Here is a 17,230-nt window from a genome sequence, read left to right on the forward strand (position 1 = left end):
GTTGTCAAAAAGCGGCTGTGGCCAGGTATTCGAAGCGCGCTGACACTCACCTAGCGCGAACCGATCCCGGCCTCACCGCGTGCTGGCAACGCTCGACGAGCCCTCCGATACGGCGAGGCTGCGTCAAGCCCCGTGGTGCGGAGGCGGTCTCAAGTTCTCATTGCGCGCAGAATCGTTGGATAGGCGACCGGATTCCATAGACCGGTAGAGAAGGAAGGGGGAGGGATGGCTACGGCAATCTCATTGCTGGCTTGGTTCGGGGTTCTAGTCGGTGCAGTATTCGTAGGAGGTGGAGTCGTACGGGCCACTCCGACGCGTGCGGTAATGGGGGCTGCGGTCGCCGCGTACTCGTTGGCGATGCGCATGTATGCGCCGCTTGGACTGACGGGTAGTCAGCGGCAGCCGCTGACTATCGAGAATCGGATCTGGGGGATGACGTGGACCGTGATCGGCGGATGGGCGATGCTGTCGCTGCTGTTTGCAATCTACTGGTCACATCGGACCGGTCAGCAGCAATGGGCAGGCCGGGAACTGGGCCGAAGGCTGCGGGCTTTGTCGGGGATTGCAGGAGCAAGCGTGGCCCTATTGTGGCTGGTTGCGTTGATGCCGGGTCCGGAATTGGCACCGTCGAACGACTTCCTCAATCAATACGGCGGTGACCTCCGTGTAGTCCTGCAACAGTTGATCTTTGCTATCTGGCTGGGGGTCCCGTTCGGTATGTGGGGGTGGACGACATGGCAGTATCGGAGGGGAGTCACGCGATGGATCACCACGGCCGGAGGTGTGTGCGGAGTGCTGTGGACGGTCTGGAAAGTGACCGGTGTTGCGGTTCGGTATTCAACCAGCGACAGAATTGGTCTGCAGTCACCGATCAGCGTGGCTTTAGGCTCCGCGACTTTGCTGCTTCTGGTCTGCGGTTTGCTGGCAGGGGCGATTCCGGCCGCGATTCGGCGAGCGCGGGAGCAGCGGGACTACAGGCGTGCCCGCCGAATCGATGACGAGCAGCACTATTCCTCCGCAGAAGACCCGGTGGCATAGGCAGTGCGTAGTCGACGCTTGTAGATCTTGCCGGAGTCATCACGTGGTAGCTGGTCGACGATGTGCACCACTGATGGAACCTTGTAGTCGGCGAGTCTACCGCGCAGGGCCGTTCGGATGCTATGCGCGGTGAGGTCGGCGTCAGGACGTGGAAGCACAAAAGCGGCCACGACCTCCCCGAGATCGCCTGCGCTGTCGGGGATTCCAAGGACTGCGACATCTTCGACGCCATCAAGTGCCGCGATGGTGCCCTCGATTTCGGCGGGGTAGATGTTCACGCCTCCTCGGATCACCACGTCGGCGCTGCGTCCGGTCAGGTAGAGGTAGCCGTCGTCGTCGATACGGCCGAGGTCGCCGACCCAGATCATCCCCTCGATCGGGCTGGCGGGGGCCCCGAGTCCCAGATACGTGAACCGCGGCCAGTAGTCTGCACCACGTACGTAGACCCGGCCGATCTGGCCGGGAGTGAGTGGGTTTCCGTGTGCGTCGGCGATCAGGACCGCGGATCCGTCCGCAGGGAGGCCGACGCTGCCCGGATGAGCTAGCCAGTCAGAGGCGGTGATCCAGGTGATGGTGCCGCATTCACTGTTGCCATAGAACTCCAGTAACGCGTCACCGAACCAGTCGATCGCGGCGCGTTTGATTGCAGGGGGGCACGGTGCGGCGGAGTGGATCAGATGCGTCAGACTTGAGATGTCGTAGCGTGCCCGCACAGCAGCCGGCAGCGACAGCAGCCGGGACAGCATGGTGGGAACCACCTTGGCCTGTTGGATAGCCTTCTCGTGAATGTGAGCCAAGAAGCGTTCGGAGTTCCACCGCGGCATTATCGTGATATTGGTGCCCAGCCGTAACGCCATGACTGCCAAAGCATTCGGCGAGGTATGGTACAGCGGACCCGCCACCAGCATCTGACCACCTGGGGTGAGCCCTGCGCGTTGTGCTGTAGCACCGGCGATGGACAGCAGCTGTTGTGGTGTCATATGCTCCCGTGCAATGCCTTTCGGCGTACCTGTGGTGCCTGAGGTGTAGATCAATCCCATGCTGTCGGCGACGGCGCCCTCGCGGCGGCCCAGTGGTTGCGGGTGCTCGTCGATCCACTGTTCGAGAGTCGGAAACAGTCCGCTGACCTGAGCCAGAGCTGGATCGAGCCCGGCCTCATCGAGGGATTCTTTCGGCATTGCAACCTCGACCAGCGCCGGGCAGACCCCGGCATGCTTACGGGCGGCCTCAGCGATAGGTATGAACTCTGTGTGTGCGAACATGATTCGCACCCGGGAGTCGGCTAGTACATGCGCCACCTCCGGCATCTGCCAGTGGATGTTTATCGGCACCGGGTTGCCGCCGACTCCGGCGATCGCTACCGATAGCTCCAAAAACTCGATGTCGTTGCGGGCCATGATCGCAACCCGCTCGCCTCGGCCGACCCCGGCGTCAACCAGTGCCGCTGCCACCTGCCCGGCGCGATGATTCGTCTCCGCGTGTGTCCGCGAACGGGCGCCGCAAGTGATCGTCGAAGCTGCCGAACCGGTCTTCGTATCAGTCATGCGCCGCAGTCTGCCACCTTGGTGTCGGAGGATGTCAAAGGCTTGAGAGTGCGAGAGACTAACGGATGCAACGCATTACAGACAGGGCTGGCGCATCCATACATCCTGTGATGTACTGCAGTATGCGATCAGAAATGATCGCGTACGAAGTCGGGGCTACGCACGTGTGATCAAACGGGGGCACGCAATTCTCTGCTCCCCATGTGCCTGCGAGTGTAGGCGATGCGCGATCGATGGCACGCTCAGCGTATCCCGGGGTACAGCGCTGTACATGACCATTTGAGCTGCATGGTTGTTCGCAATCGCGTGGAGCAGGAGGGATTGATGAAACAGCCCGGCAGGGTCGAGGAGGGGGCGGCGATCGACCGAGACGGTGCACTAGAGGTGATTCAGGGTGCCATCTCGTGCGAGGTGGTTGCGCTCCCGATTGTTCGACTGAGAGTATCGGACTCTCTGCGGATCGCGGGTGAAGACGCCCGCCATCTGAACACACTCGCTGAAGCTGAGGGTTTGCTTCCGCCAATTGTTGTACACCGTCGGACAATGACGGTGATCGATGGTGTCCATCGGCTGCGGCTCGCGCAGCGTCGTGGAGCAAGCGTTATCAACGCGGTGTATTTCGATGGTGACGAGAGCGCAGCTTTCGTTTTTTCCGTACGTGTGAACAGTAAACACGGATTGCCGCTGTCGCTGACTGATCGCAAAGCGGCAGCAGCACGGATGCTGTCGGACTACCCAGAATGGTCGAACCGACGACTCGCCGCAGTTGCGGGACTGTCCGACAAGACGATCGCGAGCATCCGCAAGAGGTTGGGTGCGGAGATTCCGCACCCAACCTCGGCGCGAGTGGGACGCGACGGCGTGAGCTATCCAACTGATCCACGCGCGCGGCGTCGTCGAGCCGAAGAGCATCTGCGGTCGAATCCCAGCGCCTCCGCGAAGGAGGTCGCGCTGGCGGCGGGAATTTCACTGACTACATCCAAAGAAATCTGTAAGAACCGGCGTGAGATAGGTGGCAGCCCGCATCCTCAGCCTGTTTCGAGAGTGGCGCCGGAAGTGCGATCGATCACTGGAGGCCGCCGCACAACGGCCGAAATTCACAAGACTGACCGATCGATCCTGGTAGATCTGGGTGAGATGGTTCGTCGCCTACGGGCGGATCCGTCACTCCGTTTCACTGAACAGGGCCGCAAGTTGCTACGGATGCTCGAACTACTGGCCGCCGGGCCCGATGAATGGAGTTCGATTTCCGAGAGTGTTCCTGTTCACTGTGCGCCCATAGTTGCGGAACTTGCGCGTCATCAATCGAACAGTTGGAAATTATTCGCAGAATGCCTTGACCTGCGCATTATCGCATCAGAAAGCCGGTCGAAGGAAAGCAAAGGCTAGCCGGAAGCTGGTTCGTATTCTTACGCTAGTGCGGTGCCATTGTACCCTCACGATACATGGTTTTGTCAGGCTGCTGGTGGTTGAGGCTGCCCTCTCATCGTGAGGACTGTTAACGAACGATTGAGAGGCTAGCTGGTCGGCCTCAGTTGCTGGCAGCAGTCGTCTGTCGACCTGCAACTCACCTCATGGGAAAGATATCGCTGTGGACATGAACTGAATACACTTATAGTCTCGTGCGTAGGCTCTTAATATCGTAGGAGGGGCTTATATTTGGAGATATCACTACGGACACTTTTTTGTGGGGTTGCAGACTTCTCGCCGGAGCAGATACCCGGTCTGCTAGGTGCGGGCGGTAGTCGAGCTAGGCCATCATTGTTGCATCTCTTGTATTCAGTTGGTTCTGCTAAAGTTCATTCTAAACTAATTATCTCAGAGTCTGTGTTTGCGTGCTACCGGTTGCTGACGATTTATCCAAGCTTTTGGAGTCGAAGTAGCTTCAACTTCAAATATGTGCAATGGTGTAGATATGTCTCGATGGGGCCATTGGCGCTTTGAGGCGCCGCATATCCTCGTACGGTCTGTCGAATCATCCGAGAATAGATTCCTAGGGACTGCTGTCGGGGCAACGTGCTGTCGGTATCGCCTGATCATTGGAGAGATCGAAAACATGAAGCTTGAGTTAAAAGTGTTGGGCCCAATCGAAATGATATTGAATGACCAAGTTTGCACACCTAACGGGCCGAAATTGCGCCAGGTGCTAGCCCTATTGACTATGCGCGCAAACCGGGTCGTGCATTGTGGTGCCATAATCGAAGAACTCTGGAGTGACAGCCCGCCGAAAACGGCCCGAACCACCGTCCAAACCTACGTCTACCACCTTCGAAAATGGTTCAAGCCGTTTATGGATGCCTCGACCGGAGAATTTCTGGCTACCAGAGCACCTGGATATCTGTTTACAGTGCCGGAAGGCGGTCTCGACGCAGACATGTTCATCGAGGGACTGGACACTGGCAGGGCGCTACTCCAACGGGGTGACGCGCTAAGCGCGGCAACTGAGCTGCGTGCGGCACTGCACCGGTGGAGTGGGCCGATGCTGGACAACGTGCCATGTGGTTCTCTGCTCCAATCGCATGCCACACACCTCGAAGAAATGCGCACGACCGCACTGGAACTGCTGGTGAATGCCGAGATGCAGCTAGGACGGCACCGTGAACTCATCCCTGAACTGCGGTCGCTAGTGTTGGCACACCCGCTGAACGAGTCGTTTCACACCCAATTGATTGTCGCGCTGGGCAAGTCACAGCGGCGCGGTGAAGCACTGCGTGCTTACCACGATCTGCGGTTCATCTTGCAGGAAGAGCTGGGCCTCGACCCGTCGGCCGGCGTGCAGCGGATCCACCAAGCGGTGCTGACCTCCGACGAGCGTTTACTCGAAAGCCTGTGAGGTGGCTATGATCTTCCAAGCTGCTGTCCCACCATTGCACACCGACGACGAAACTCTCCGGCGCCATCTCGTCGACGCCGAGATCCCGGCGCTGCTGATGACGTTGGCTCACCTCACCGGCGATCCCAGTCTGCTGCCCGAACGCGGACACGGCAACGGTTGGCTACTCCGACCACAGGGTGGAATGACCGAGTCGATGCAAGAGGAAGTTCGAGAACTCGCCGTTCGTGTGCTCCGCCGAGCCGATCGGTTAACGACAGCACCACCACATCCCGACCTGCTCCGCCGGATCATTGCCTGGACCTTGGGTTCGGATACCGCAGAGCTAGTACCGATGGTGGCGGACGAGATTGTCCAGCCGGGCACCGACCCTGGCAAGCCAGCCTGGACCCTTCCGGAGACCACAGCGGGCTTCCGAGTGGCCGTGGTCGGCGCAGGGATGAGCGGGCTGCTGGCCGCGCACCGGCTAAGCCAGGCGGGAGTCCCGGTGGTGATCTACGAGAAGAACTTCGATGTCGGCGGCACCTGGCATGAGAACACCTATCCCGGCTGCCGCGTCGACGTGGCCAGCCATCTCTACGGCTACTCGTTCGCCAACCGCTCCAGCTGGCCAGACTACTTCTGTACCCAGGAGGTCATGCAGTCCTACTTTCGTGAATTCGCGACGGCCTTCGGGCTGTACGAATACATCCGGTTCGGTGCCGAAGTGGTCTCCGCGGCCTGGGACGAGCGATCCGCATGCTGGCGGTTGACCGTGCGCACCACCGAGGGCGAGCATCACGACGAATGCTCCGTCCTAGTGAGCGCAGTCGGCCAGCTTAACCGGCCGAGCTTGCCGGACATCACCGGACGCGAGGACTTCGACGGCCTGGCCTTTCACTCTGCGCGCTGGCCGCGGGACCTGGACCTGGCGGGAAAGCAGGTCGCTGTGATCGGCACCGGAGCCAGCGCCTACCAGTTCATCCCAGAGATCGCGCCGGAAGCTGGGAAGCTGACCGTGTTCCAGCGCACTCCGCCGTGGTTGCGACCCACTCCCCACTACCACGAGCCCGTGCCGGTGGGCGCGCACTGGCTCGCCGCTAACGTGCCGTTTTACGCACAGTGGCACCGGTTCTGGCTGTGGGCACCGGGCCTCCGCGGCGTGCTTGAAGGATGGGTCGTCGATCCGGACTACCCGCCGACCGAACTCGCCGTCTCCGAATCCAACGATGCGCTGCGTGTGACACTGACCGGCTGGATGGAGTCTCAGCTGACCGATGCACCTGGTTTGCGGGACAAGGTGATTCCGTCCTACCCGGTCGGTGCCAAACGGGTATTCCGTGACAACGGCGTTTGGTTCCGCACGATCAAACGAGATGACGTCACGTTGGTCACTGAACCGATCGAGAGCATCTCCCCAGGTGGGGTGCACACCGCAGACGGCGTGTTTCACGAGGCCGATGTGCTCATCTATGGCACCGGTTTCCAGGCTTCGCGATTTCTCGCGCCGATGACTGTCACAGGCCGTGGGGGGCGGACATTGGAGCAGGTGTGGGACGGTGACGCACGCGCATACTTGGGCATGACCGTCCCGGGGTTCCCGAACTTGTTTTGCCTGTACGGCCCCAATACGAACTTGTCGGGGCAGGGCGGCAGCATCTTCCAGTTCTCCGAGTATGCGGTGAGTTATCTGCTAGACGCGATCCGTAAACTGGTTGACGGCGGGTACCGCAGCCTCGACGTCGAATCGAAGGTGTACGACGAGTACAACGCGTGGGTTGACAAGGGAAACTCCGAGCGCGCTTGGGGTTTCTCTAAGGTAAGCAGCTGGTTTATCAACGAAAAAGGTCGCACAGCGCAGAACTGGCCGTTCACCGCATACGAGTATTGGCGACGGACACGCCGCGTGAATTCGGCCGACTATCACTTCAGCTGAGTGCCTATCCGGCCGGCCGCGAATGAGTCTGGCTCGCGCGGCCGGCTGGACGCTCAGTAGTTTCCGAGCCCGCCACATACGTTCATTGCCTGTGCGGTGACCGCGTCAGATCCGGGGCCGACGAGATAACGCACCATCGCGGCAACTTCTTCTGGTCGCACATACCGCCCGATGGGCGCACGAGCGCTGATGCGGCGGAATGCCTCATCTTCGTCTACCTGCCAGATCCTAGAATAGTGCTCGCGGACACGTTCGGCCATCGGGGTTTCGACGAATCCAGGGCAAACTGCGTTTACCGTTATGCCGGTTTTGGCTAATTCGAGGCCGAGTGCTTTGGTAAAACCGATAACGCCGTGTTTCGAGGCGCTGTACGGAGCCGCATGCACCACGCCCTGTTTGCCTCCGGTTGAAGCGATATTTATGATCCGACCCGACTCCTTGGCGAGCATCCCTCCCGAAGTGAGTACCGCCTTGGTCATGAGGAAAACGCTGTTTAGATTGGTATTGATGACGTCGAACCACAATTCTTCGTCGATTTCAGCGGTCACGCCGCCACCGCTGCGTCCTGCATTGTTCACTAGAACATCTATTGGGCCGTAGCGGTTGACCGCAGTCGTTACCAGACCACGGATATCGTCGGGCTCAGATACGTCACAGATCGTGCCGTCAACCTCGAGGCCCTTGCTCCTCAAGCCTTCCACGGTCATCTTGACTTCTTCGTGTGAACGAGCGCATAGGTAGACAGCCTTGCCGTCCTCGGCAAGCGAGCTGGCGATCTCAAGACCGATCCCACTGGTAGCGCCGGTGACCAGTGCCACCTGATAGCCTGGTTCCGCCATGAGCTTCTCCATTTCATGCAATTATTGGATGTGACGTTGTCAGTCTGCCGATATACTCTAGAATATCGTTAAATAATGTCGAAGTCTCTGCTGTTCACCGCCTAGGTACGGAAAATGACGAATGTGCTGAAGTTGATCATTGGAAAGCAATCAGGGCCCGGCGTATTCCGGGCCCGATACTGCTCATAGTCCTAATGTGACTCGTGTGTAGGTCCGCGCGGCCGGCTCGAACTGCACGGCCATGTGGGTCGAGATCGAGGTGACATCGCGCCAGAACCGCTGAATCACGCCGTCTGTCGTCTGCCCTGTAGTGCCCGCCGCTCTGACAACCCGGTTCACGGTGCTCACCAACAAATCGGCGGCGAACGAACAGTCCCGTAGGTTCCGCGCCGCTTCCAGTGGTGAGATGTCAGCGCCACGGTCAGCCGTCGCGGTCGCGCGGTGGAGCAACAGCTTCGCTGCGTCGAGTTCACTGGCCGAGCGCGCCAACGCCATCTCGTAGCTGGCTTGGTTCCCTTGTACGCCAGGCACTCCCGGCAAGCTTGGCGTGCTACTGATCTTCCTGCCGATGTAGGTCTCGAATGCCTTGACTGCGCCTTGCGCGGCGCCGAGCGCAGGCACCACGAACGATAGGCCGTTGACCGCTTCCAGCGGCACGGCATGGCAAGGGGCTTCACCGTCATGGGATCGACCGGCGAACAGGTCTGCACGGTCGAACGTCCGGAGTGCCGGGACGAAGACATCCTTGGCAATCACAGTATTGCTTCCGGTACCTTGCATTCCGACACTGTGCCACGTGTCCTCGTATCGAAAATCGGCACGGGGAATGGCGAACAGCTTTGAGTCCCCATCATCGGTCTGCGCACACAATAGCGCCCAGTCGGAGAAATCGACCGCCGAGATGTATGGCCATCGGCCGGACAGCCGCCAGCCATCGCCTTCCGCCGCCGCCCGGCCGAGTGGGGTTACCGATCCGACGATCACCGTATCCGGCCCCGCCGCCCAGATTTCCCGGTAGCCATCCGGCGGCAGGAACGCGGCTGCCATCCGGGACATGCTGGCGGAGAGCGAGGCGCACCATGCGGTCGAAGTGCACACCTCGCCTACAGTGGTCACCGCAGCGGTCAGCTCGCCAAACGTTCCCGCAGCGCCGCCGCAGTCGGTCGGCGCGAAATGTCGCATGAATCCCGCCTCCACCAATGCCTTGAACGCATCCGGGTGCAGGCGACGGGTCTGTTCCGCCTCAGCCGCGTAGGGTCCCACGAGCGCGGCCACCTCCACTGCTGCCTTAGGCAATCTTCCAGCGAACATTCTGCCCTCCTTCGTACCGTTGCGAACGTCCACGCCAGCCGAGACTTCCGCATGCTGGTCGAAAGACGCTCAATCGCTTGGCATCGAGTGAATTTCGAGTGCCCCGCCCTACCGTCGGGAGCGGCGGATCAACTACCGGAGGTGAACTTGACGACAGCGGCCACGCCCGAGCTCTATCTCGAGATTCAGCAGTTCTTCGCACGGCAGATGCGTATGCTCGACGGGCGCAACCTGACCGGCTACGCCGAAACCTTCACTGAGGACGCTATTTTCAGGCACAGCCCGAACCGTGCACCCGCGCACACCCGCGCCGGCATACTGCGGGACCTGGAGGAGATTCATGCCCAGCTGACGAAGGAACCTCAGCAGCGACGGCACATGTTCACCATGATCGACATCGAGCCGCGCACCGATGGCACTGTTGCTGCGACCTCATATGCGCTGATTGTCACGACTCGCCCCGGCGGCAGACCGGATATGGTGCGTAGCTGTGTAGTCAACGATGTGCTGGTGCGGCAGGACGGGCGCCTACTCACCAGATCCAGGCTGGTCGACCACGACGGAGTCGAGTGATGGCCGCACCGGATTGCTCGGTTCCGACAGCCCGTTAGTGCCCGTTGGCAATCTGATCGGTTAGCGGTTGTGTGGTCGTGAGCTGCGGGAATCGTTGCGGGGCTGTTGTGTTGGTTGGTGTCGGCTTATCGTCGGTGCGGGGGCCGATGCCGGGAGGCGGCGATGGTGTCGTGGCGTGAGGAACTCGCTCGGCGCGAGGCCGAAGCGGAGGAACAGGCCGGGCGGTTGCGTGGTGAGATCGCGGAGTTGACCGAGCAGTTGAACGCGGTGGAGCAGCGGCTGGCGCGGTTGGTGGTGACGCGGGAGACGATGGCCGAGATCTTGTCCGGGACCGGCGGCGAGATCGTGGAACCGGTGCCGGAGCGCCGGTCACCCGAACAGTGCGCAGACACCGAAGAGGTCACCTCGCGACCTGTTTCCCCGATCGGGGCGGTACTGATACCGCCTTACGCGGAAGGCATGGATATCGGGGTGTTGCCGCGTGACTACGAGGAGATCATGTCCGTGCTCGCCGAGGCCGAACACGGGCTGCGGGCCGGACAGGTCGCCACCGTGCTGGGTATCGCGACCACCGAACGCTCGCAGGTGGAAGGACTACGTTCCACGCTGAAACGATTAGTCGCTCGCGGCTGGGCCGACCAACAGTCTTCAGGCGTGTTCACGATCACCAACAGCACTGAGTGACAGGGTGATTGACGCTCGATCGGTACGGCGGGCAGCGGTAATCCGTCGGTGACGGTGGTCGTCTCGCGCGGAACGGGACCTGGTGGTAGCACCAGAAATCACCACAACATCCGCCGCTACCACAGGTCCCGCCATGTCGTTCTACTCTCCAACGCCCAGTGTTGGCAGCCCCGAACCCGAGGATCGGTGTTGCTGTGTCGCGTGTCGGTTCGGGCAAGGCACCCGCCGTCCGGTCCGCGCCCGCCGCTACACCTCCGACACCACCGACGCTCAATGGGCCGTGCTCGCGCCGCTGCTGCCGTGGCCGGCCCGGCTCGACGGGGCCGGCGGCCGCCGGGAAAGTACTGCCGCCGTCAAATCCTCGACGGTATCTTCTATCTCGCCGACAACGGCTGCAAGTGGCGCAACATCCCGGCCGATCTGCCACCCTGGCACGCGATCTACGACGCGTTCGCTCGCTGGTGGCACAACGGCGACCTCGACGCGGTCCACACCGACCTGCGCGAACAACTCCGACGCGCCGCAGACCACGAGCTCGACCCCACCGCGGCGGTCATCGACGCGCAGTCGATCCGCGCCGCCGAGACCGTCGCCCACGACAGCCGCGGCTGGGACGCGGGCAAGAAAAGTAGCCGGTCGCAAGCGTCACGTCATCGTGGACACTCTCGGGTTGCTGCTGGTCGTGCCGGTGACCGGCGCGAACATCCAGGACCGCGACGCGGCCCGGCCCGCGCTGATCAGATTACGGACGGTTTTCGACACGATCAGTCTGATCTGGGCCGACGGCGCCTACACGGGCGCTCTGGTCGAATGGGTGAGATCGGCTCTGGCACTGACGATTGCGATCGTGAAGCGCTCCGATTCCGCGACCGGGTTCGAAGTGATCCCACGCCGGTGGGTCGTCGAGCGCACCCTGTCCTGGATCTGCCGACGCCGCCGCTGTGTCCGCGACTACGAACGGCTACCCGAACACCACGAAGCCATGGTGAAAATCTCGATGATCATGCTCATGTCCCGCAGACTGGCCAAACACCGACGATGAGCAGTTAGCTAACGGGCACTCAGCTTGAGATTTAACCTCTGACGGGTGTTTGGGCTGTTCGGCGGGGTTTGGTGCCCTTCTTGTGGTGAGCGGGGCGGGTGTAGGGGTGGCCGGTGGCCAGGATCAATCCCACGTCCTGGCGGGCGGCGGGACAGCGATTCTTCACTCCGGTCGGGCGTCCGGGTCCGGGTCGGGAGGGTTTCGGTGCACCGGCGGGAGAGCCTGTCTTCGTGCGGATGTGCCGAAACCCTCGCCGGACCCGGGCGGGGGTGAGCCGGTGTGGTGTGACGGGCTTCTCCCAGGGCAGGCGTAGATCGGCGGCCAGGTGCCGGGACAGCCGTAGCTGGGTGTAGGCGGTGAGGATCAGCCAGGTCCAGCGGTCGGCTGCCGCCGGGTCCCGCAGGTGTGGGCGGGTCCATCCCAGGATCTGCTTCCACATTCGGAAGGTGTGTTCGATGTCGAAGCGCCGCAGAAACATTCGCCAGCACCGATCGACGTCGTCCGGCGTGGCGTCGGTGCCCGACCACCACAGCCACACCGGTTTGTTGATTCCTCCGCTGGGTAGGTGCTCGACGGTCAACCGGACCACGGTGCCTTCCAGGATCGGCATCGGACCGAGCCAATCCGCCCACGCCGACCGCCGTTGTAGCCTCGGATGCAGCCGATTCCAGGCGAGCGCGGTCGCCTGTCCGTAAAGGCGTGTGTCGGTGCGGGTTTGGGCGTCTGCCTCGCCCCAGGTGGTGGGGTTCTTGAAGACGAACTCGCCGCCGTGGCGCGCGGGCCGGCCGCCGTCGGGACGGAACAGGTACGGCGGTGGCGGGGCGGCGGAACACGCGATCCGAGCGCAGCCGCACCAGGATCTGCACCGGCAGATCGGCGAGCAGGTGCACCAGTCGCGGGCCGTCGTAACCGGCGTCGAGCACGATGAGGATGTCGGGATCCCCGTCGCACCATTTCCCGGCCTCGATGAGACGCTCGGTGAGGTCACGGATCTGGGTGCAGGTGACCTCGAGCAGGTCCGCGCCGGGTTCCAGGCGTTGCGCGTCCAGCGGTGCGGTCCAGGAACTGCGGCCCGTTTCCAGAGCCACGATCAGCGAGTACGGCCAGCCCGGCACCATCTGGTGTTCACCCACACGGCGGCCGTGGGTGTGGCAGAAACAGCGCCGCGGGCAGGTCTGTCCGTCGGGCCGCAGCCACGGCGACACATCGACCGCGAGCACCAGCCGGCCGTCGGCGGCGCGTGGCAGCGGCAGCCCGGCCAGTGTCGTGCGCAACCGGGCGGTCTCGACACGGCCGCAGTTGAGCGCGTCGTAGAGCGCACCATGCCCGCGCCGATGCTCGGGCACCAACGACAACCCGGCCAGCGACGCGACCGGTCCCGGCGCGCACAACACCGCGTCCACCAGCTCGAACAACGCGTCCGCGCGCTTGGTCAGGCAGAAGTAGAAGTCCTCACGAAACATCCTCAGCTCTTCGAGCGCACCTTCGGAGCCGGGATCATGCACACTGAACATCGCAGTCCTTGGTCTGAGATTCGTTCTGTCACAAGAAGAATCATCAGCCAAGGACTTCGCTACCTGTGAGACCGACCGCCCCGCACGTCAGCAGAGGTTAAATCTCAAGCTCAGAACCACAAGCCAAATGCATCGCCAAGCATCACCTCAGCGATTGGCTGACTGTCGAGCATTCGCTGTTGTTTTGCAACCAGCGCGAGTCGGCGACCGAATCGATCGCACATCGCTTCACGGCGACGGGCCAGCCGAGCTGCGATGCTGCTGCCGTATGCGGTGTCCCATTCCGCCCAACTGCACTCGTGTCCTCGAATTAGGTGCCACAGCTCATGCCCTATGACGTGCAGTTGGTAATCGGGGGGTGCGTCGGCGGGACAGAAGACCATCCCGACCTGCTCCGTTGTGGTCATAACAGTGATCACCGCCCCCGATAGGCCAGTGCCCCGCTGCACAGCCGGCACCAGGATGAGGGGCATACCAACCTCGGCTGAAGACCGCTCCAACAACCGCTCGACCGAGAAGGGTGGTGGTGGCATCAGTCGGGCTATGACCGCATTCATCCGCTTTCGCCACGACCACATCCCGGGTGCCGGTTTCATTGATCACCCCCCCTGTTCCAGCACATCCGCCGTCATTCGGATAAGCCGCAACAGCTCCTGCCTCGCGATCGGTGTCAATTCCCTCGATCGCAACCCCACAATCTGCATACCTGCCGCGTCTAGCGCGGCCGCTAGTTCAGCATCTTCGATATGGGCTTGCTCCTCGGAGAAGTAGGTCAGCGGTTGGCCGAAGAAGGCCGCGATCGCATCCAGGACCTGCGCATCGACCTTGCGAACCCTGCCCGTCTTGATTCTGTAGATGTACTGGCGGTCGATGTTATGGCCGGTCCTGCGCGAAACGTACTCGGCAACCTCCACTGTCGCGAACTTGTTTCCCTCCGGCCACCGCTTGTGGAAGAGAGCATCGACCATGTCGGACAGACTCCTACCGCGCTCCACTATCACTCCTGCTGGCCTCGTGTCGATGCTTCGGTGACCTCCCCCAATCGTGTTCCCTTCCGGTGCCAACTTCAATCTGTCGTCAGGCTTCAGACGGCCTGATCGGTTCGGGTTTGAGCCCGCTGGTCAGCAGCAGGCGGGCCACACAGGGTAGCCCAGTCGGAGCAGCTTCGCTGTCTCAATGCCGTGTACGAACTGATGGCCGCATCGCCCGCCTCCGGTTGCGATTCACCATACATTCTGCCTGCCCCGCAGCCCGGTCGATGTGGAGTCGGCCGCGGACCGGTGCCGCTATCGGTCCTGTGCCAGGCCCGTCCAGGTGTCAGGCGCGAAAGCTGGTCACTGCGTGGATTACCCGGTCGACCTCGCGATCTGTCATCGCAGGCCACAGCGGCAACCGCACGATCGTCGAGGCGAACTCGGCGGCGCGGACACAGGGTCGCGGAGTGTGGCCGAGTTTCAGGCCGGCAGGGCTGGAATCCAGCGGGACGTAATGGAACGGTGCGGAAATCCCCCGGGCCGCCAGGTATTCGACAATGTTGTGCCTGCTATTCGCGGTCGGCATGCGCAGGTAGAAGAGGTGCGCGGTGTGCTTGCGATCCGGCGGCACAGTCATGAGCCGGACGCCGGCGAGGCTCGCCCACTCCCGCAGCTCTGCGGCGTAACGGCTCCACACCCGGTGTCGACCTGCTTGGATCTGATCGAACTCAGCCAGCTGCGCCGCCAGTACGGCGGCGTTCAGCTCGCTAGGCAGGTAGCTGGAGCCGATACTCCGCCAGGAGTACTTGTCGACCTGACCACGGAGAAATCGCGCCCGATCGGTGCCTTTCTCCCTCATTATCTCCGCGCGCATCATTAACACCTCGTCCGTGAGCAGGAGTGCACCGCCCTCTCCACAGTGCACGTTCTTGGTGTCGTGAAAGCTCAGCGTGCCGAACGTGCCGATCGTGCCGAGAGGGCGGCCGCGCCAACTGCCACCTAGTCCGTGTGCGTTGTCCTCGATGATGGCGAAACTGTGCTCGCTCGCCAGCGTGAGCAGCGCGTCCATATCGGCCGCGACGCCGCCATAGTGCATGACTACTACGGCCCTCGTCCGGTCGGTGATCGCTGCGGCGACGGCATTGGTATCGACATTCCCTGTCGTGCTGTCGATATCGGCGAACACGCAGGTCGCTCCCCGCAGTGCGATCGCGTTCGCCATAGAGGGAAAGGCGAAGCTAGGCACGATCGCTTCATCGCCGGGTTCAAGTTCGAGCAGCAGTGCCGCCATATCGAGGGCATGGGTGCACGAAGTGGTCAACAATACGTGCGGTGCGCCTGTAATCCTGGCCAGTGCTGCGGTAGCTGCCGCGGTAAACGGGCCGTCGCCGTGGCAGTGGTCGGACTTCAGGACTGCCTCGACATTCGTGAGTTCGCGGCTCGCACGGTAGGGCCGGCTGAAGCTGATTCGATCAGCGGTCTGCACGGAACTCTTGTCCGTATGCTGGACGCCTGTACCTGTCACAACTTCGCGCCGCATCACGGCGAACCTCCTAGATTGCTGGACCAGGTCCACGTCGGACCGATGCCACTACGGCGCCACCCGGAATCCGTACCGTCGGAGTCAACTATTGCCCCCAATGGTCGAGTTCCGCTCGAGACCGGCTGGGCACGATGCATCATGTTGTGCTGCAGGGGCGTTGGAGGATGTCGGGGCAGGCCAAACAACTCAGGTCACGTCAGCAGAGGTTGATCTCAAGCTTACCGAGATTGAAATCGTGTAGTTACCAGTGGAATTCGGTTGGCGACCGGTCGGTAGCCGCTGTGTCAAGCGGGGGTGAATCCGTGCTGGCGCCGGTGGTTTCGGGGGAAGTCCGGGTGTGTGAGCAGATATGGCCACGGCGGCGGTTTCACCGCCGCCGAACAGCAGCGGCGCGAAGCGGTGCGCCTGGCTGCGGCCGACGACTTCGCCGCAGGATCAACCTACCAGGACGTCGCCCGTGAGCATCGGGTGACGAAGATGTCGGCATGGCGATGGTGGCGGAGATAGAAAGCCGAAGGCAGCCAAGGACTTCGATCCACCGGACCGGCCTCGCCATGCCTGCTGGGCGAGGAGCAACTGCGGGCGTTGGCGGCGTTGCTCGACGACGGCCCGGCCGCGCACGGCTGGGTCGATGATCCCCGCTGGACCCTGACGCGGGTGTGCGAGCTGGTGACCCGGCACTTCGGCTACACCTACAGTCTGCGAGGAATGTCGCTGCTGCTGCACCGGCTCGGTTTCAGCCCGCAGGTTCGCGCCCATCGTGCCGCTGAACGCGACGAAGAGTCCGTCGCCACCTGGATCCGGGAGGACTGGTTGCGGGGAAAAGGGTTGCCGGCGAGAAGGATGCGTGGATCTGCTTCGAGGACGAAGCAGGTCAAGGCGTCCGCCTACCCAAAGTCAGAACCTGGGGCCGGCGCGGGCACACCCCGGTGAGTACCGTGCGCGGCGGCGGCCGCGGACGAGTCAACATCGCCGGGCTGCTGCGCTACAAGCCCGGGCACCGGTCCCGGCTGGTCTACCGGCTGTTGGTCAACCACCACCGCACACACGAGAAGACCTCCTTCACCGAGGCCGACTACGTCGCCCTGCTCGACGACGCCCACCAGCAGCTCGGAGCCCCGATCGTGCTCGTGTGGGACAACATCAACCGGCACATCGCGCACACATACGGCCCTACCTGGCCCGACGCGACTGGCTGACGGTGATCCGGCTCCCGCCCTACACCCCGGACCTGAATCCGGTCGAGGGTGTGTGGTCGGTCCTCAAACGCAGCATCGGCAACCTGCTCACCACCGACATCGACGAACTCGCCACCATCATCCGATCCCGCCTACGGACGATGCAACACCGCACCGACGACCTCCTCGACGGCTTCCTAGCCGAAACCGGCCTCACCCTCGACCCGATCACTCCATGAATT

General features: G+C 62.3%; 18 protein-coding genes and 2 pseudogenes. 12 read left to right on the plus strand and 8 right to left on the minus strand.

What is annotated here, in order from left to right; genetic code table 11:
- The first annotated feature begins 357 nt into the window (after positions 1–357).
- Complete coding sequence (locus QMO76_RS31345) at positions 358–1,038, plus strand: hypothetical protein (protein WP_306364976.1); 681 nt, start codon at positions 358–360, stop codon at positions 1,036–1,038.
- Here QMO76_RS31345 and QMO76_RS31350 read toward each other — a convergent pair.
- Positions 1,008–2,582, minus strand: coding sequence for an AMP-binding protein (locus QMO76_RS31350; protein ID WP_306364977.1), 1,575 nt, complete (start codon positions 2,580–2,582; stop codon positions 1,008–1,010). The genes QMO76_RS31345 and QMO76_RS31350 overlap by 31 nt on opposite strands.
- 288 nt (positions 2,583–2,870) lie before the next feature.
- Between QMO76_RS31350 and QMO76_RS31355 the strand changes: the two genes are divergently transcribed.
- The 3 genes from QMO76_RS31355 (at position 2,871) to QMO76_RS31365 (ending at position 7,330) form a co-directional block, all read left to right on the plus strand.
- The gene (locus QMO76_RS31355) at positions 2,871–3,971 is read left to right on the plus strand and encodes a ParB N-terminal domain-containing protein (protein ID WP_306364978.1); all 1,101 of its coding nucleotides are present in this window, start codon (positions 2,871–2,873) and stop codon (positions 3,969–3,971) included.
- 667 nt (positions 3,972–4,638) lie between these two features.
- Complete coding sequence (locus QMO76_RS31360) at positions 4,639–5,415, plus strand: AfsR/SARP family transcriptional regulator (RefSeq protein ID WP_306364979.1); 777 nt, start codon at positions 4,639–4,641, stop codon at positions 5,413–5,415.
- 7 nt (positions 5,416–5,422) lie between these two features.
- Positions 5,423–7,330, plus strand: coding sequence for an NAD(P)/FAD-dependent oxidoreductase (locus QMO76_RS31365; RefSeq protein ID WP_306364980.1), 1,908 nt, complete (start codon positions 5,423–5,425; stop codon positions 7,328–7,330).
- 53 nt (positions 7,331–7,383) lie between these two features.
- On the opposite strand, the gene QMO76_RS31370 is transcribed toward QMO76_RS31365, so the two are convergent.
- Together QMO76_RS31370 and QMO76_RS31375 are read right to left on the minus strand one after the other, a co-directional pair.
- Positions 7,384–8,181, minus strand: a complete 798-nt coding sequence (locus QMO76_RS31370; RefSeq protein WP_306364981.1) for an SDR family NAD(P)-dependent oxidoreductase — start codon at positions 8,179–8,181, stop codon at positions 7,384–7,386.
- 171 nt (positions 8,182–8,352) lie between these two features.
- Entirely contained in the window at positions 8,353–9,480 is a 1,128-nt protein-coding gene (locus QMO76_RS31375; protein WP_306364982.1) for an acyl-CoA dehydrogenase family protein, read from the minus strand.
- 141 nt (positions 9,481–9,621) lie between these two features.
- On the opposite strand from QMO76_RS31375, the gene QMO76_RS31380 reads away from it, so the two are divergent.
- From QMO76_RS31380 to QMO76_RS31395, 4 genes and pseudogenes are all read left to right on the plus strand, one after another.
- Positions 9,622–10,053, plus strand: coding sequence for a nuclear transport factor 2 family protein (locus QMO76_RS31380; protein WP_306364983.1), 432 nt, complete (start codon positions 9,622–9,624; stop codon positions 10,051–10,053).
- A 162-nt stretch (positions 10,054–10,215) separates the two neighbouring features.
- Positions 10,216–10,737, plus strand: coding sequence for a hypothetical protein (locus QMO76_RS31385; protein WP_306364984.1), 522 nt, complete (start codon positions 10,216–10,218; stop codon positions 10,735–10,737).
- 273 nt (positions 10,738–11,010) lie between these two features.
- Positions 11,011–11,169, plus strand: a pseudogene (locus QMO76_RS31390) (transposase); the annotation flags it as partial.
- Entirely contained in the window at positions 11,156–11,779 is a 624-nt protein-coding gene (locus tag QMO76_RS31395) for a transposase (RefSeq protein WP_306365029.1), read from the plus strand. The pseudogene QMO76_RS31390 and the gene QMO76_RS31395, both read left to right, overlap by 14 nt.
- Positions 11,780–11,810: 31 nt before the next feature.
- Here QMO76_RS31395 and QMO76_RS31400 read toward each other — a convergent pair whose 3' ends face one another.
- From QMO76_RS31400 to rffA, 5 genes and pseudogenes are all read right to left on the minus strand, one after another.
- Positions 11,811–12,389 (minus strand): transposase, encoded by a 579-nt coding sequence (locus QMO76_RS31400; RefSeq protein WP_306365033.1) that lies wholly within the window; start codon positions 12,387–12,389, stop codon positions 11,811–11,813.
- Between the two features lie 184 nt (positions 12,390–12,573).
- Positions 12,574–13,293, minus strand: a pseudogene (locus tag QMO76_RS31405) (transposase); the annotation flags it as partial.
- Positions 13,294–13,403: 110 nt separating this feature from the next.
- Positions 13,404–13,700 carry a hypothetical protein gene (locus QMO76_RS31410; RefSeq protein ID WP_306364985.1) on the minus strand — a complete coding sequence of 99 codons (297 nt, stop codon included), beginning with the start codon at positions 13,698–13,700 and terminating at the stop codon, positions 13,404–13,406.
- Between the two features lie 192 nt (positions 13,701–13,892).
- On the minus strand, positions 13,893–14,261 hold the full coding sequence (locus tag QMO76_RS31415; protein WP_306364986.1) for a helix-turn-helix transcriptional regulator: 369 nt from the start codon (positions 14,259–14,261) through the stop codon (positions 13,893–13,895).
- Between the two features lie 349 nt (positions 14,262–14,610).
- Positions 14,611–15,807: a dTDP-4-amino-4,6-dideoxygalactose transaminase gene (gene rffA, locus QMO76_RS31420; protein ID WP_306365030.1), complete on the minus strand. Its 1,197-nt coding sequence runs from the start codon at positions 15,805–15,807 to the stop codon at positions 14,611–14,613.
- 342 nt (positions 15,808–16,149) lie between these two features.
- Between rffA and QMO76_RS31425 the strand changes: the two genes are divergently transcribed.
- From QMO76_RS31425 to QMO76_RS31440, 4 genes are all read left to right on the plus strand, one after another.
- Positions 16,150–16,317 (plus strand): helix-turn-helix domain-containing protein, encoded by a 168-nt coding sequence (locus QMO76_RS31425; protein ID WP_306364987.1) that lies wholly within the window; start codon positions 16,150–16,152, stop codon positions 16,315–16,317.
- A 78-nt stretch (positions 16,318–16,395) separates the two neighbouring features.
- Complete coding sequence (locus tag QMO76_RS31430) at positions 16,396–16,743, plus strand: winged helix-turn-helix domain-containing protein (RefSeq protein WP_306364988.1); 348 nt, start codon at positions 16,396–16,398, stop codon at positions 16,741–16,743.
- Positions 16,740–17,009, plus strand: a complete 270-nt coding sequence (locus QMO76_RS31435; protein ID WP_306364989.1) for a hypothetical protein — start codon at positions 16,740–16,742, stop codon at positions 17,007–17,009. Before QMO76_RS31430 ends, QMO76_RS31435 begins: the two co-directional genes overlap by 4 nt.
- A gap of 2 nt (positions 17,010–17,011) precedes the next feature.
- Positions 17,012–17,227 carry a transposase gene (locus tag QMO76_RS31440; RefSeq protein WP_306364990.1) on the plus strand — a complete coding sequence of 72 codons (216 nt, stop codon included), beginning with the start codon at positions 17,012–17,014 and terminating at the stop codon, positions 17,225–17,227.
- Positions 17,228–17,230 lie beyond the last annotated feature (3 nt).

It is taken from the genome of Nocardia sp. CC227C, from assembly GCF_030767025.1.
GTDB lineage: Bacteria > Actinomycetota > Actinomycetes > Mycobacteriales > Mycobacteriaceae > Nocardia.

What these genes read in the sequence shown, in the direction of transcription:
- QMO76_RS31345 (WP_306364976.1), top strand. Translation starts at nt 358, where the DNA reads ATGCGCATGTATGCGCCGCTTGGACTGACGGGTAGTCAGCGGCAGCCG.
- QMO76_RS31350 (WP_306364977.1), bottom strand. Translation starts at nt 2,582, where the DNA reads ATGACTGATACGAAGACCGGTTCGGCAGCTTCGACGATCACTTGCGGC.
- QMO76_RS31355 (WP_306364978.1), top strand. Translation starts at nt 2,871, where the DNA reads ATGGTTGTTCGCAATCGCGTGGAGCAGGAGGGATTGATGAAACAGCCC.
- QMO76_RS31360 (WP_306364979.1), top strand. Translation starts at nt 4,639, where the DNA reads ATGAAGCTTGAGTTAAAAGTGTTGGGCCCAATCGAAATGATATTGAAT.
- QMO76_RS31365 (WP_306364980.1), top strand. Translation starts at nt 5,423, where the DNA reads ATGATCTTCCAAGCTGCTGTCCCACCATTGCACACCGACGACGAAACT.
- QMO76_RS31370 (WP_306364981.1), bottom strand. Translation starts at nt 8,181, where the DNA reads ATGGAGAAGCTCATGGCGGAACCAGGCTATCAGGTGGCACTGGTCACC.
- QMO76_RS31375 (WP_306364982.1), bottom strand. Translation starts at nt 9,480, where the DNA reads ATGTTCGCTGGAAGATTGCCTAAGGCAGCAGTGGAGGTGGCCGCGCTC.
- QMO76_RS31385 (WP_306364984.1), top strand. Translation starts at nt 10,216, where the DNA reads ATGGTGTCGTGGCGTGAGGAACTCGCTCGGCGCGAGGCCGAAGCGGAG.
- QMO76_RS31400 (WP_306365033.1), bottom strand. Translation starts at nt 12,389, where the DNA reads ATGCCGATCCTGGAAGGCACCGTGGTCCGGTTGACCGTCGAGCACCTA.
- QMO76_RS31410 (WP_306364985.1), bottom strand. Translation starts at nt 13,700, where the DNA reads ATGACCACAACGGAGCAGGTCGGGATGGTCTTCTGTCCCGCCGACGCA.
- QMO76_RS31415 (WP_306364986.1), bottom strand. Translation starts at nt 14,261, where the DNA reads ATGGTCGATGCTCTCTTCCACAAGCGGTGGCCGGAGGGAAACAAGTTC.
- rffA (WP_306365030.1), bottom strand. Translation starts at nt 15,807, where the DNA reads ATGCGGCGCGAAGTTGTGACAGGTACAGGCGTCCAGCATACGGACAAG.